12 protein-coding genes are annotated in these 13,789 nt (G+C 42.2%); 4 read left to right on the top strand and 8 right to left on the bottom strand.

The features are described 5' to 3' along the window. The first annotated feature begins 111 nt into the window (after positions 1 to 111). Together gyrB and ABTP35_RS02845 are read left to right on the top strand one after the other, a co-directional pair. On the top strand, positions 112 to 2,052 hold the full coding sequence (gene gyrB, locus ABTP35_RS02850; RefSeq protein ID WP_224835328.1) for a DNA topoisomerase (ATP-hydrolyzing) subunit B: 1,941 nt from the start codon (positions 112 to 114) through the stop codon (positions 2,050 to 2,052). A gap of 73 nt (positions 2,053 to 2,125) precedes the next feature. Beyond that, a complete protein-coding gene (locus ABTP35_RS02845) occupies positions 2,126 to 3,136 on the top strand; it encodes a DUF6588 family protein (RefSeq protein WP_293294048.1) in 1,011 nt (336 codons plus the stop codon). Between the two features lie 81 nt (positions 3,137 to 3,217). Here the strand turns inward: ABTP35_RS02845 and ABTP35_RS02840 are convergent, their stop codons facing one another. Further along, complete coding sequence (locus tag ABTP35_RS02840; RefSeq protein WP_224835326.1) at positions 3,218 to 3,589, bottom strand: hypothetical protein; 372 nt, start codon at positions 3,587 to 3,589, stop codon at positions 3,218 to 3,220. Positions 3,590 to 3,832: 243 nt separating this feature from the next. Here ABTP35_RS02840 and mdh point away from each other — a divergent pair, with 243 nt between their 5' ends. Both mdh and secDF read left to right on the top strand, forming a co-directional pair. Next, positions 3,833 to 4,759, top strand: coding sequence for a malate dehydrogenase (gene mdh / locus ABTP35_RS02835; protein WP_293294050.1), 927 nt, complete (start codon positions 3,833 to 3,835; stop codon positions 4,757 to 4,759). 220 nt (positions 4,760 to 4,979) lie between these two features. Beyond that, positions 4,980 to 7,949: a protein translocase subunit SecDF gene (gene secDF / locus ABTP35_RS02830; protein WP_252079073.1), complete on the top strand. Its 2,970-nt coding sequence runs from the start codon at positions 4,980 to 4,982 to the stop codon at positions 7,947 to 7,949. Between the two features lie 134 nt (positions 7,950 to 8,083). Here the strand turns inward: secDF and ABTP35_RS02825 are convergent, their stop codons facing one another. The 7 genes from ABTP35_RS02825 to ABTP35_RS02795 form a co-directional block, all read right to left on the bottom strand. After that, complete coding sequence (locus ABTP35_RS02825) at positions 8,084 to 9,343, bottom strand: ATP-binding cassette domain-containing protein (RefSeq protein ID WP_293294053.1); 1,260 nt, start codon at positions 9,341 to 9,343, stop codon at positions 8,084 to 8,086. 30 nt (positions 9,344 to 9,373) lie between these two features. Continuing rightward, positions 9,374 to 9,898, bottom strand: a complete 525-nt coding sequence (locus ABTP35_RS02820; RefSeq protein WP_293294055.1) for a GNAT family N-acetyltransferase — start codon at positions 9,896 to 9,898, stop codon at positions 9,374 to 9,376. Then, entirely contained in the window at positions 9,899 to 10,384 is a 486-nt protein-coding gene (locus ABTP35_RS02815) for a DUF192 domain-containing protein (RefSeq protein ID WP_293294057.1), read from the bottom strand. Between the two features lie 4 nt (positions 10,385 to 10,388). Then, a complete protein-coding gene (gene lgt / locus ABTP35_RS02810; protein ID WP_224835320.1) occupies positions 10,389 to 11,351 on the bottom strand; it encodes a prolipoprotein diacylglyceryl transferase in 963 nt (320 codons plus the stop codon). Positions 11,352 to 11,418: 67 nt separating this feature from the next. After that, positions 11,419 to 11,640 carry a membrane protein insertion efficiency factor YidD gene (yidD, locus tag ABTP35_RS02805; RefSeq protein ID WP_224835319.1) on the bottom strand — a complete coding sequence of 74 codons (222 nt, stop codon included), beginning with the start codon at positions 11,638 to 11,640 and terminating at the stop codon, positions 11,419 to 11,421. A gap of 63 nt (positions 11,641 to 11,703) precedes the next feature. Next, positions 11,704 to 12,090 (bottom strand): DUF779 domain-containing protein, encoded by a 387-nt coding sequence (locus ABTP35_RS02800; protein WP_375334446.1) that lies wholly within the window; start codon positions 12,088 to 12,090, stop codon positions 11,704 to 11,706. Between the two features lies 1 nt (position 12,091). Next, positions 12,092 to 13,615, bottom strand: coding sequence for an aldehyde dehydrogenase family protein (locus tag ABTP35_RS02795; RefSeq protein ID WP_224835317.1), 1,524 nt, complete (start codon positions 13,613 to 13,615; stop codon positions 12,092 to 12,094). Positions 13,616 to 13,789: the final 174 nt, after the last annotated feature.

Here is a 13,789-nt window from a genome sequence, read left to right as displayed (position 1 = left end):
CACACACTTTGTTGATAACTTAGGGGCTTGAGAGGGGTGTTTTTGGCCATTTCCACAGGGTATTGTTTATATTTGTAAGATTTGAATTTTTGAGGCAAATACTGAATATATATGAGCGAAGAAGCTAACAAGAAACAATACTCCGCGGATAGTATCCAGGCCCTAGAGGGGATGGAGCACGTACGTATGAGACCTTCGATGTATATTGGAGATGTTGGGGTCAGAGGATTGCACCATTTGGTTTATGAGGTGGTGGACAACTCCATTGATGAAGCCATGGCGGGCCATTGCGATACGATAGATGTAATTATTAACGAAGACAACTCTATCACTACCCAGGATAACGGAAGGGGTATCCCCGTGGACCTGCACAAAAAAGAAGGTGTTTCCGCCTTGGAGGTAGTAATGACGAAGATCGGGGCAGGGGGTAAATTCGATAAGGACTCCTATAAAGTTTCCGGTGGATTGCACGGAGTGGGTGTGTCTTGTGTGAACGCTCTATCGTCCCATTTAAAGGCCACTGTTTACCGAGATGGAAAAATTTGGGAGCAGGAATACGAAAGAGGAAAAACGTTGTACCCTGTAAAAAGTGTTGGCGAAAGCAATGAGACTGGTACCATAGTAACCTTTGTTCCGGACAATACCATATTCACCCAAACCACAGAATACAGTTATGAGACCCTTGCCAATAGGATGAGGGAACTCGCATACCTGAATAAAGGAGTGACCATAACGCTAACCGACAAGCGCAATAAGGACGAAAAAGGAGAATTCGTTTCCGAAACTTTCCATTCCGAGGAAGGCCTAAAGGAATTTATCAAGTTTTTGGACGGTACTCGTGAGCCCTTGATCCAAAAGGTAATCTCCATGGAAGGGGAGAAGAACGGAATTCCGGTGGAAGTAGCCATGATCTATAATACGGGATACACCGAAAACCTTCATTCCTATGTAAACAATATCAATACCCATGAAGGAGGAACACATCTTTCAGGTTTTAGAAGAGGTTTAACATCGACCCTTAAAAAGTATGCCGATAATTCCGGCATGCTTGATAAGTTGAAATTTGAAATCTCTGGTGATGATTTCCGCGAAGGACTGACGGCGATCGTTTCGGTGAAAGTGGCAGAACCGCAATTCGAAGGGCAGACAAAGACTAAATTGGGTAACCGAGAGGTTACCAGTGCAGTGAGTCAGGCCGTATCCGAAATGCTGACCGATTATTTGGAGGAAAACCCGGATGATGCCAAACAAATCGTTGAAAAAGTAAAACTTGCTGCACAGGCCAGACATGCCGCGGCAAAGGCCAGAGAAATGGTACAGCGCAAGAACCCTATGAGTGTAGGAGGGTTGCCAGGGAAACTATCCGACTGTTCGGAACAAGATCCTACCAAGTGCGAAGTGTTTTTGGTAGAGGGGGATTCCGCAGGTGGAACAGCCAAACAAGGTAGGGATAGAAACTTCCAGGCCATTCTCCCATTGAGAGGTAAAATCCTGAATGTGGAAAAAGCCATGCAGCACAAGGTTTTTGAAAACGAGGAAATAAAGAATATTTACACTGCTTTGGGAGTTACCATCGGAACCGAAGAAGATAGTAAGGCCCTCAATTTGGATAAATTGCGATATCATAAAGTGGTGATCATGTGTGATGCGGATGTCGATGGTAGCCATATTGAAACCCTGATTTTAACTTTCTTCTTCCGATATATGAGGGAGTTGATCGAGGGTGGCCATGTCTACATCGCAACACCACCTCTATATTTGGTAAAAAAAGGATCTAAAAAACGTTACGCATGGAATGATAAGGAGCGTGATCAGATCAATGCAGAAATGGGAGGGGGAGCAGGTATCCAGCGATATAAAGGTCTTGGTGAGATGAACGCCGAGCAACTTTGGGACACCACAATGAACCCGGAATTCAGAACCTTACGTCAAGTTAGTATTGACAATGCAACAGAGTCCGATCGTATATTCTCAATGCTAATGGGTGACGAAGTGCCACCGAGACGTGAATTTATTGAGAAAAATGCCGTCTATGCGAATATAGATGTATAGAATTCAGGCATTTCACAACAAAAACTCGCCCCAGCAGGGCGAGTTTTTTAGTTTTGGGTAAAACTTCAATATTATGAAAAGACTAATTTTAGCGCTTGCACTAGTTACTGTGACCATGGGCAAGTCCCAGGATCTCAACGATATATTTGTTTCGGGAGTTGCGGATGCCGAGCGATTTGCCAACGCTTATTTGTCCCCGGTCTCGGAAGGAGCCATTTACAGCATCTCCAATGGATGGTACAATACGGCAGATGCCAAGCCCTTGGGTGGATTTGAGATTTCCATTATAGGAAACATGACCGGATTTAAAAACAAGGACGATAAAAAAGCATTTATATTGGATCCTGCCGATTACGATAACTTGGATTTTGTACAAAACCCGGGCCAGGCCAGAATGGTGTCTACCGCGTTAGGGGATATTGAGGGAGTAGAAGTTTTTGTGGAAGATGAAAGTGGTATCTTCAGAGAGAGTTTTGAGCTGCCCACAGGTCTTTCTGCTGAAAACCTCAATTTTATACCATCGGGGTATCTACAGGCCAGTGTGGGTTTGATCAAGGGGTTGGAAGTAAAAGCTCGTTTTTTACCAAAGATCAAATTTGACGACGATGCCAAGATTGGATTGTTCGGGGCCGGATTGCAATATGATTTTACCAAAATATTGCCTGCCGATAAAGTATTGCCCGTTGCTATTTCTGCGGTAATTGGCTATACTAATTTAAATGGGGAATACGATTTCTCCAATTCTGATTTTATCAGCGGAAGTGATCAACGAATCGATGCTTCTTTCAGAACATGGAATTTTAGCGCCGTGGTCTCCACTAAAAATATCCCGGTAATTAATTTTTATGGAGGGATTGGATATATCACAGGGAACTCGGATATCGATGTGCTTGGTACTTATGAGGCCAACGGACCTTTCTTTTCAGAAACAGTGGTAGATCCTTTTACGGTATCGCAAGATGCAAGCGGAGTATCTGCTAATTTGGGTACCAAACTTAAACTGGGATTTTTTAGGTTGAATGCAGAATATAATTTCTCCGAGTTCAGCACATTTACCTTTGGAGTGAACTTTGGATTTAGGTAAGAGAGAATCAAAAATTACCGATCAAAAATAAAGAAGGCCCCGTTTCCGGGGCCTCCTATTTTCATATATGTAGTCTTCACGTCATTCCCTGGTGGCGAAGACCGAGCCATTATCCAAGGTTAATACTTCGGGGGTTTTTGCTTTTTCCAAACTAACGGTTATATCGGTAACCTGTGGGTCGCCATAAATAATGGAATAGGCGCCATTTTCTTGCGACCATTTAAAATCGGTGTAAAAATCTAATTGGGAGTTGGTGTATCTCTGGTATCTTCCTAGATAGACATCGTTAAAAATCCACTCTTCACGGATCGTGTTCGAATTTTTTCCTTCAATAGTTGAAGATGCAGTTTTTGCCCAGATACCCAGAATGGGATCGTGGTTGTCCGGAACACTGGTACAGTTGCTTATGGCTATAATGCCAAGAATGGACAACAATGAAAAGAGCTTTTTCATAGGTCAAGTAGGTTACGTTAAATTTGGGACTATAAGAACGTAGGTTTGTAAGAATCTATTGTATAAAACGGATAAAATATTTTATTGCACAACTCTTATGCTGCTCAAGAGTGATCTAGGTATCGTTAAATCCATGTCAACTTTGTTGTTTTTACCGGAATTGATGGTCTAAAACTGGTAAATGTCAGTTTTTATCTGCCCTAAATGCCTTATTTTTGAGGACTAAAATTTAAATCTATACAAATGAAAGTTACCGTAGTAGGAGCAGGCGCAGTTGGAGCAAGTTGCGCTGAGTACATAGCAATGAAAAATTTTGCATCGGAAGTAGTTTTATTGGACATCAAAGAAGGGTATGCCGAAGGTAAGGCCATGGATTTGATGCAAACGGCATCATTGAACGGATTTGATACCAAAATTACCGGGTCTACTAGCGATTATGGTAAGACTGCCAATAGCGACATTGCAGTGATCACTTCGGGAATTCCTCGTAAACCTGGTATGACGCGTGAAGAGTTGATAGGTATTAATGTTGGCATTGTGAAAACCGTGGCCACAAGCCTTTTGGAGCACTCTCCTAACGTAACTATTATTGTAGTGAGCAACCCAATGGATACGATGACCTATTTGGTGCACAAAGCAACAGGACTTCCTAAAAATAGAATTATAGGAATGGGTGGAGCTTTGGACAGTGCCCGTTTCAAATATAGATTGGCCCAAGCCTTGGAAGCACCTATTTCAGATGTGGATGGTATGGTGATCGGTGGGCACAGCGATAAAGGAATGGTGCCCTTGATCGGCCATGCTACAAGAAACAGTGTAAAAGTTTCCGAGTTCCTATCCGAAGAAAAAATGAACTGGGTTGTGGAAGAAACCAAAGTTGGAGGTGCTACTTTGACCGGATTGTTGGGTACAAGTGCTTGGTATGCCCCAGGTGCTGCCGTTTCCAGCTTGGTCCAGGCCATTGCATGTGATCAAAAGAAAATGTTCCCTTGCTCATCACTGTTGGAAGGTGAGTACGGACTAAACGATATTTGTATAGGGGTGCCGGTAATCCTAGGTAAAAATGGTATCGAGAAAATTGTAGAGATAGAATTGTCCGATGCCGAAAAGGCCAAAATGCAGGAAAGTGCCGAAGGTGTAAAAAAGACCAACGGACTGCTAGAGGTCTAGATTTAAACCCTATCGGTTAAAATGTCATTTTGGGCATCGACTAAAAGAAAATTACCATCAAATTGGATGGAAATCTTTAGGTTTGTCCGGGATGACATTTTTAATTTTATACCGTAACCATTAACAGTAATTGCAATTACATCAAATTCTATTGTCAAATCTTATCGGAAATGATATATTTGCACGCTGTTTAAGAAAACTTCTAAAAAATTAACAATCAATGCAGAATAAAGGACTTATAAGGCTTTTCGCGATCCTTTTTGGCTTGGTGAGCATCTATCAGTTATCTTATACTTTCATCACTAATAAGTTGGAGAAAGATGCTGAGGCTTACGCAATTGGCCAAATTTCGGAGGCTGAGGAAGATTATGTTGCAAAGCGCGAAGCTTTAGAGGCATCGTACTTGGATTCCATCAGTGATAATACTGTTTTGGGGTATACGAGCTACGCGGATGCCAAAACAAAAGAGTTGAACAAAGGATTGGACCTTAAAGGAGGTATCAACGTTACTCTTCAGATTTCCGTTAAGGATATTTTAAAAGGCTTGGCCAACAACACTAAGAACCCTGTGTTCAACAAAGCCTTGGCAGATGCCGACGAAGCATCAAAAAATAGTGACAACACCTATTTGGAACTGTTTTTCGAAGCTTTTGACAATATCAAAGGAGATACCAAACTGGCCTCACCGGACATTTTTGCCAATAAAGGACTGAGCGATGATATTAATTTTCAAATGTCCGATGATGAGGTAAAACCCATCATCAGAAGAAAGATTGATGAATCCATAGTTTCTGCGTTCGAAGTTTTGCGAGAGCGTATCGATGGTTTTGGGGTAACACAGCCCAATATTCAAAGAGAAGGTAACTCGGGAAGAATTTTAGTGGAACTTCCAGGGGCCAAGGATATTGCCCGTGCCCAGGAATTGTTGTCCAGTACGGCACAGTTGGAATTTTGGGAAACCTATCCACAGAGCAACCAAAGTATTGCAACGTTTTTGGTTAATGCCAACGAACGTTTAAAAGAGATTTTGGAGCCGAAAACGTCTACCGAAGACGAAATCTCAAAACCGGAATCGGAAATTGATTCCCTGCTATCCGATGTAGCTCAAGACTCGTTGGATATGTCACAGGATGCCAATCCGATTTTGGGTAAATTGATTCCGGCCGATCCAGGGAGTCACGCCATAGCAAGAGCCTTGGTGGCCGATACCGCAGAAATTGGCGGGTATTTAAGAATGCCTGCAATTAAAAGGCTATTGCCGAATGATGTTCAGTTTACCAAATTCCTTTGGGAAAGACCTTCGCAAGATGCGGAAATAGTTGACTTGTATGCATTGAAATCTAACCGAGAAGGTACACCAAGGATTAGCGGAGATGTTGTTTCCGATGCTCAGGATACCTTTGATCAGTTCAATAAACCGGCCGTTAGCATGACGATGAATACTCGTGGTGCCAAAGAATGGGAAGAATTAACGGGGGATGCCTACAACAACCAAACTGGTATTGCCATTGTATTGGATAACAAAGTGTACACTGCACCTGGGGTTTCTTCGGGGCCAATTTCTGGTGGGCGTTCGGAGATTACGGGAACATTTACTGTAAACGAGACCAAAGATATTGCCAACGTTTTGCGTGCGGGTAAACTTCCTGCTTCTGCGGATATTATCCAGTCAGAAGTGGTAGGCCCATCTTTGGGTCAAGAAGCTATCGATAGTGGATTTATGTCCTTTATGATCGCCATGGCGTTCGTTTTGCTTTGGATGATATTCTACTACGGTAGAGCAGGAGTGTTTGCGGATATCGCTTTGGTATTCAATATTTTGTTGATTTTTGGTGTGCTGACCAGCCTTGGCGCTGTATTGACATTGCCAGGTATTGCGGGTATTGTACTGACTATAGGTATGTCGGTAGATGCCAACGTACTTATTTTTGAAAGGGTTAAAGAAGAGTTGGCGCGCGGAAAAGGAAAGGCACAAGCCATAGCCGATGGTTTTGGAAACGCTTTGTCCTCTATTTTGGATGCCAATATTACTACAGGTCTTACTGCGATCATTCTTTTTGTTTTTGGTTCAGGACCAATTAAAGGTTTTGCCACGACCTTGATGATCGGTATTGTTACTTCCTTGTTCACGGCCATTTTTGTTACTCGATTAATGATCGAGGCCTACACGAGCAAAAAAGGAAGGCGCCTCGATTTCAGTACAGGTATCACAAAGAACCTGTTTACCAATTTGGATATCAACTTCTTGTCCAAACGAAAGATCGCCTATGTGGTATCCGCCATTTTGGTAGCGGTGAGTGTTTTCTCGTTGTTTACCAATGGACTTAACCAAGGGGTTGATTTTATAGGAGGACGTTCTTATCAGATCCGTTTTGAGAAAGCTGTGAACCCTTCGGAGATTGCATCCGAACTTAATACGGTATTCGGTAGTGGTACCAATGTGAAAACTTTTGGTGATGCCAATCAGATAAAAGTGACCACACCATACAAAGTGGATCAAGAAGGAGTGGAGATAGATACGGAGATCCAGGATAAGCTGTACACATCGCTACAAAAATATTTGCCAGACGGAACTTCTTTTGAAGATTTTACCGTTGGTGCTTCCGAAAAATCTATCGGTATCCTTCAATCTGTTAAGGTTGGGCCTACCATCGCGGATGATATCAAGAAAAACGCTTTCTTGGCCATTATCGGTTCCTTGGCGGTAGTATTCCTTTATATTCTTTTCAGGTTTAGAAAATGGCAGTTCTCTTTAGGGGCTGTGGTAGCGGTATTCCACGATGTTATGATCGTTTTGGGTATATTCTCCCTTACAGGTAGCATAATGCCGTTCAACATGGAAATTGACCAAGCCTTTATTGCGGCCATCCTAACCGTAATTGGTTATTCCCTGAACGATACGGTGGTAGTATTCGACCGTATTCGTGAAGTAACTGGCCTAAAAGGCTGGAAGGGTGGAGAGCACATTAACTTGGCATTGAACAGTACATTGAGCCGAACCTTGAACACCTCGCTTACCACATTGATCGTGTTGTTGGCTATCTTTATTTTTGGAGGCGAGAGCCTAAGAGGATTTATGTTCGCGATGATCATTGGTGTAATCGTAGGTACATATTCATCTGTATTTATCGCAACACCGGTGATGTTCGATTCATTAAAGAACAAAGTTGCTGAAGCAACCGAATCGTAGTTTTTCGTTTTTTATATTACACTTTATATTAAAGACCCTCTTTTTTAGAGGGTCTTTTTTTGTGAACTATCCTGAATAAATACAATCAGTGATCAAATCAGTGGTTTTTGTAAAAAAATGCGCCGTGCGCCAATCTATTTATGAATTTTTTGTGATGGTTTACCCGTCGATCCCATTTCGGATGGTTGTAGTTCAAAGATGTGTTCTGGATGTAACTGAGGTTCTTCTCTATGTGAGACAAAAACTATGGCAGTGTCGCTTTCTTTGGCCACCTTGTTCACCAAGGCAACAAAAAGATTGGCGCTCTTATCGTCAAGTCCAGCAGTAGGTTCGTCCAAAATTAACAAAGGAGGGTGTTTTATCATGGCCCGTGCCATCATAAGTAATCGGCTTTCACCAATTGTTAGATCTTTGAAATACTCATTTTTTCGAGTTTCCAAATTGAGTAGTTGAAGCCATTGTTCGGCCAAATTTTTTTCACGGTCGGTTGGTTGTACATACAGTCCAATGGAATCGTGCAGGCCAGAAATGATCATATTTTCCAGACTGTGGTATACTCTAAATGTATTGGTGATTGCCGGAGTGTAATAGCCGATGTTTTGTTTGAGGTCCCAAACACTTTCACCCTTGCCCTTTTGTAGGCCAAAAATGGTCAAATCTTGGCCGTAACCTTTATGGCTGTCCCCTGTGATCATGGACAATAGTGTGGACTTTCCGCTTCCATTCGGACCTTTCAATTGCCAAAACTCTCCTTTGTTTATGGTCCAATCTATATTGTTCAGTACTTGGCGGCCATTAAAGCTGACCGAAACCTTCTTAAAACTTACCAGTTCCTTATGGTCAATTGTGACTTGTGACAAAGATGGAGGAATGGTGCCATTAAAAGGTATGGGTTCCATTTTGTTTTGCGTCCAAAACTCATCGGATGAACAATAGTGGTGTAGCGTATTTCCATCAAGTTTAAAAAAATCGGTAGTGTTGGGCAAAATATCATCCAATCTACTTACCAATTGTACCAAAATTTTGTTTGATGAAATACTTACAAGTTCCTCTTTCAATTTGGCTTGTGTGTCAGTGTCCAAATTATCGAATGGATTTATCAAGATTAAAAAATCCGGGTCTTTTTGAAGCAGATAGGTAAGTAGCACTTTTTTTTGCTCTCCACTGCTCATGGTTTTTAACGGCTGTTCGCTGTCCTTGGTCAAAATTTTAATATCGTGGCGTTCCTCTTCGTCCATATAACGGTCAATTTCTGACTTTGAGAAAAGCAGACCTTTTAAGTTCTGTAGTTCGAGCAGCCCATCAATTGGATCGTTCTTCAATAGATTTTGAACCAATTGTTTGGTATTGGAATTGTTCTGCGTAAGGATAGTGTAGCTTTTGTGTAGCTTCATGAGGCAATTGGTATTGCCTTAAAATTACGATTATCCTCGCTTAACTCTAAAAATATGTACAGGATTGTTCTTGTAGACTGTTGTTTTGTCCAAGTACATACCATTGTTTATTGCGACTTTTTGGGAGGGTATGTTGTCCACATGGATAATGGAGATCAGGGAATCCGAAAAATTGTTTTCAAACGCAAAGGCCTTACATTTTCGGGCAGCTTCAGATGCAAGACCCTTAAGCCAATAATTGGGTAGAATGGAATAGCCAATTTCCAGTTCCTTTACATTGTCCACAGTTTGAACTAGGAGTCCGCAAATACCGATCAGTTTTCCGGATTCTTTTAAAATTAGGGCGTTCATGCCACCTAAATCGTTTTGATAGCGTTCAAATACCCGTTCGAACTGTGCTTTGCAAGCTTCTACGGGATCTTTGGGCAGACCGTCCCAGTATTGTGTGGATCTTGGGTCGTTGTAGAAAGGGAGCCAATCTTCGAAATCCGAATCGGTCAACTTACGATAAAGCAGTCGGTCGGATGTTTGGTTGTCCAGTAGGTATTTAGACATTTAATCACGTGTAAATGAAATACTATCACCAACTTGTAGTCCCAATTTATCCGAAAGCCCTGCGTTAATTTCAAATACATATCTTGCAGGGACATTGGATGGTAAGGTATCTTCATTGAATGGTTGTGCATTCTTTTGAAAGCTCACAATCTTCATTCCTGAATCAATGTAAATTATATCCAAGGGAATTTCTGTGTTCTTCATGTAAAAGTACTGCAAGGATTCTGTGGGCTGAATAAATAGCATTCCTCGATTCTCTTTCATGGATTTTCGGTACATTAACCCAGTTTGTGTCTCGTATTCCGACTCGGCAATCTCGATTTCAAAACTAGCCTTTATGGCTTCTGATTCCTCAGAAAGAATGGTTAGCTCTCCCTCTTTTGTAAAGGAAACCGTTTCTGTTTTAATGGCTTGTTTGGATTCGCTCTTGCACGATACCAGAATCAAAACAACCGTGAATATTATTATTTTTCCAAAATTTGCCATGTCGCTAAGGTTCTACAGGTGCTGGTTTTACCATAAAAAATACACCGATCAAAATCATGGGGATACTGAGCCATTGTCCAGTGGAAAGCATGCCGAGGGTATCTTCGAAACCGCCTTGGCTTTTTTTGTAGAATTCCACAAAGAACCTTACCACGAACAAAAGAACCATAAACAAACCAAAAAGGAAGCCTGGTTTGTTTTTCCAATCTGTTTTCCAGTAGAGCAGGTATAGAACCACGAATACGAAAATGTAACAAATGGCCTCGTACAATTGGGCGGGATGGCGAAATGGTATGGACTGTAAAACTTCAGAGAACTCCGGGTTGTGCTGAATGGCTTTGTAGGCTGCGTTCGGTGTTTTTTCTTTGGTGAGTGCCATCGCCTGATATGCAGGCATATCGTCCGAATCACGGATAAAACGAGTTGCTAGGAAATAGGCTTCATCCACTTTTTTTCCATTGATCTCGGAATTGAAAAAATTACCGAACCTTACAAATGCGGCACCGATTGCAGAGGGAACTACCAACCTATCCAATAGCCAAAGCATTTTAATGTCTTTCCATTTACGAGTATACAACCAAATACCGATAATGGCAGCGATAGTAGCTCCATGACTGGCCAAGCCTGTAAAGCCGGTAAACTCGTACCCATTGATGATACCGAAGAGCGAACTGTTCGCGTTTTCGTGGATAGGTAAAAGGATTTCTGCCAAATGATCTTTATAGTAGTCCCAATCGTAAAAAAATACGTGCCCCAATCGTGCTCCGAGCATTATGGATACCACGGTATAAATAAAAAGGGAATCCAGTTTTTCCATGGACTTCTTTTCGTTCAAGAAGATTTTCTTCATGATGAACCAGCCTAATATGAAGGCGGCAATCCATAGCAAATTGTAATATTTTATCTGTAGAAAACCCAGTTTAAAAAGAGTTCCTTCGGGGTTCCAGTCAAATCCTAGAAAGTACATTGAAATAAATTTTGGACTAATATAACTACTTTGAACGGTTGCAGGGTGTTAATTAAAGCGCAATTTTTTAAGGGACAGGATCATATCCGCTTCCTCCCCAGGGGTGGCAACTGGCTATACGTTTAATAGAAAGCCATCCGCCTTTAAAGAGTCCGTGCTTTTTTAAGGCTTCCAGGGTGTATTGTGAACAAGTGGGGGAATAGCGGCATGTGGACGGAAACATGGGGGATATAAAAAGTTGGTAAAACCTTACCAACAAAACAAATGGCGCTATCAAAATTTTCTTCATATTGTCTTCCGGGTGAATCCAAGGACAAGGTATGAAAAAGCCCCGAATTTGTCGGGGCTTATGCTACACTTCTTCTGCGGGTTGTACGGGCGCCAAATGTTCTCGTTCCCCATCCGTGTACAATCGTGATTTGATGACAAAACGGAGTCCCAACGGAATTTCCAGGCTAAAACTGGCACCACGTCCCGTGGTCACATCGACCGTGAGCTGTGTGTGTTTCCAGTATTCGAACTGGTCCTTACTCATAAAAAAATCACAGCCGTGGATGGTGCCCAATTTCACATCGTTTTCATTGAGCATCAACTCACCTTTGGGAAAGCACATGGGTGAGGAGCCATCACAGCAGCCCCCACTTTGGTGGAACATCAATTCGCCATGGTGTTCCCTCAATTGATCAATTATTTTTATGGCATGGTCCGAAACCAATACACGTTTAATCAAGTTTTCCATCCTAGAAAAAGCCTAATTTGTTCTTATCGTAGGAAATCAGCATATTTTTGGTCTGAGTATAGTGGCTGAGCATCATTTTATGATTTTCTCTTCCGATTCCTGACTTTTTGTATCCTCCAAACGGTGCATGTGCAGGGTAGTTGTGATAGCAGTTTACCCAAACCCTGCCAGCTTGTATCTGTCTGGAGATTTTATAGGCTTGGTGCATATCGCGTGTCCAAACTCCCGCTCCCAATCCATAAAGGGTGTCGTTGGCGATTTCCAGTGCTTCTGCTTCATCTTTAAAAGTGGTGACACAGACCACGGGACCAAAAATTTCTTCTTGGAATACGCGCATTTTGTTGTTTCCTTTCAAAATAGTGGGTTGAATGTAATACCCACCTTCCAGGCCTTCGTTATAAGCAGCGTCACCTCCTGCCAGAACTTCGCATCCTTCTTCTTTACCTATTTGGATGTAGTTCATGATTTTCTCGAACTGATCATTCGATGCTTGTGCGCCCATCATGGTGGTTGGATCCAACGGATGGCCAAGTTTGATGGCTTTGGTACGCTCTATAACTCGCTCAATGAATTTGTCATAAATGCTTTCCTGAACCAATATTCTGGATGGGCAGGTACAGACCTCCCCTTGGTTCAAGGCAAACATTACAGCGCCTTCCAAACATTTATCGAAGAACTCATCATCCGCATCCATAATGCTTTCGAAGAAAACGTTCGGGGATTTACCGCCCAACTCCAAGGTCACGGGAATAATGTTCTTGGACGCATATTGCATGATCAATTGCCCAGTAGTGGTTTCTCCCGTAAACGCGATTTTTTTTATGCGTGGACTGGAAGCCAATGGTTTTCCTGCTTCCAAGCCAAATCCATTTACAATGTTAAGTACGCCTGCGGGTAGAATATCCTCTATAAGTTCCATCAAAATAAGGATTCCAACGGGTGTTTGCTCTGCAGGCTTAAGTACTACACAGTTCCCAGCGGCCAATGCGGGGGCCAATTTCCATGCGGCCATCAGGATAGGGAAGTTCCATGGGATGATTTGACCGACCACACCTAGAGGCTCCAAAACGTTCATGGACACGGTGTTGGAATCCAACTCACTTACGGAACCTTCTTCTGCGCGAATTACTCCCGCAAAATACCTGAAGTGGTCAACCGCTAATGGCATGTCCGCGGCACGTGTCTCGCGCAAGGCTTTGCCATTGTCCCAGGTTTCAGCACGGGCCAAAGCCTCGAGATTGTTTTCCATAACGTCGGCAATCTTTAACAATAAGTTGCTGCGGTAGGTTGCGGAGGAATTGTTCCATTCTGGTGCTGCCGCCCACGCTGCATCGATGGCTTTGTCCACATCCTCGGACGTAGATCGCGCAATTTTGGTGAATGCATTCCCATCGACAGGAGAAATATTGTCAAAATATTCCCCTTTTGTCGGTGGGGTCCATTTTCCGCCGATGTAATTTTCATACTGATCTTTGAACTTAGGTTTTTCCAAAACACTACGTTCCGTAGTTTGTACATTGCTCATAATACTTGTTGTTAAAATTAATTTTTATGTGTTGCGCACTTTGCTCAAGTGGCTGATTCTAAAAGTATTGATTTTGAACCCCGTATATCTGACGTATACTATTAATGACATGACCAATTCTCTTTGTTTTTATACTTTTAACAAAAAACAGTATCATAATTTTTATATTTATTA

The organism is Flagellimonas alginilytica (assembly GCF_042134605.1).
GTDB classification, from domain to species: domain Bacteria; phylum Bacteroidota; class Bacteroidia; order Flavobacteriales; family Flavobacteriaceae; genus Flagellimonas; species Flagellimonas alginolytica.
The sequence above is the reverse complement of the archived record's forward strand: the minus strand, read 5'-3'. Positions and strand labels throughout refer to the sequence as shown.

Bases quoted from the DNA above. Each gene is read 5' to 3' on its own strand.
- secDF (WP_252079073.1), top strand. From the start codon at position 4,980: ATGCAGAATAAAGGACTTATAAGGCTTTTCGCGATCCTTTTTGGCTTG.
- ABTP35_RS02845 (WP_293294048.1), top strand. From the start codon at position 2,126: ATGAAAAGACTAATTTTAGCGCTTGCACTAGTTACTGTGACCATGGGC.
- gyrB (WP_224835328.1), top strand. From the start codon at position 112: ATGAGCGAAGAAGCTAACAAGAAACAATACTCCGCGGATAGTATCCAG.
- lgt (WP_224835320.1), bottom strand. From the start codon at position 11,351: ATGTACTTTCTAGGATTTGACTGGAACCCCGAAGGAACTCTTTTTAAA.
- ABTP35_RS02795 (WP_224835317.1), bottom strand. From the start codon at position 13,615: ATGAGCAATGTACAAACTACGGAACGTAGTGTTTTGGAAAAACCTAAG.
- ABTP35_RS02820 (WP_293294055.1), bottom strand. From the start codon at position 9,898: ATGTCTAAATACCTACTGGACAACCAAACATCCGACCGACTGCTTTAT.
- ABTP35_RS02825 (WP_293294053.1), bottom strand. From the start codon at position 9,343: ATGAAGCTACACAAAAGCTACACTATCCTTACGCAGAACAATTCCAAT.
- ABTP35_RS02840 (WP_224835326.1), bottom strand. From the start codon at position 3,589: ATGAAAAAGCTCTTTTCATTGTTGTCCATTCTTGGCATTATAGCCATA.
- yidD (WP_224835319.1), bottom strand. From the start codon at position 11,640: ATGAAGAAAATTTTGATAGCGCCATTTGTTTTGTTGGTAAGGTTTTAC.
- ABTP35_RS02815 (WP_293294057.1), bottom strand. From the start codon at position 10,384: ATGGCAAATTTTGGAAAAATAATAATATTCACGGTTGTTTTGATTCTG.
- mdh (WP_293294050.1), top strand. From the start codon at position 3,833: ATGAAAGTTACCGTAGTAGGAGCAGGCGCAGTTGGAGCAAGTTGCGCT.
- ABTP35_RS02800 (WP_375334446.1), bottom strand. From the start codon at position 12,090: ATGGAAAACTTGATTAAACGTGTATTGGTTTCGGACCATGCCATAAAA.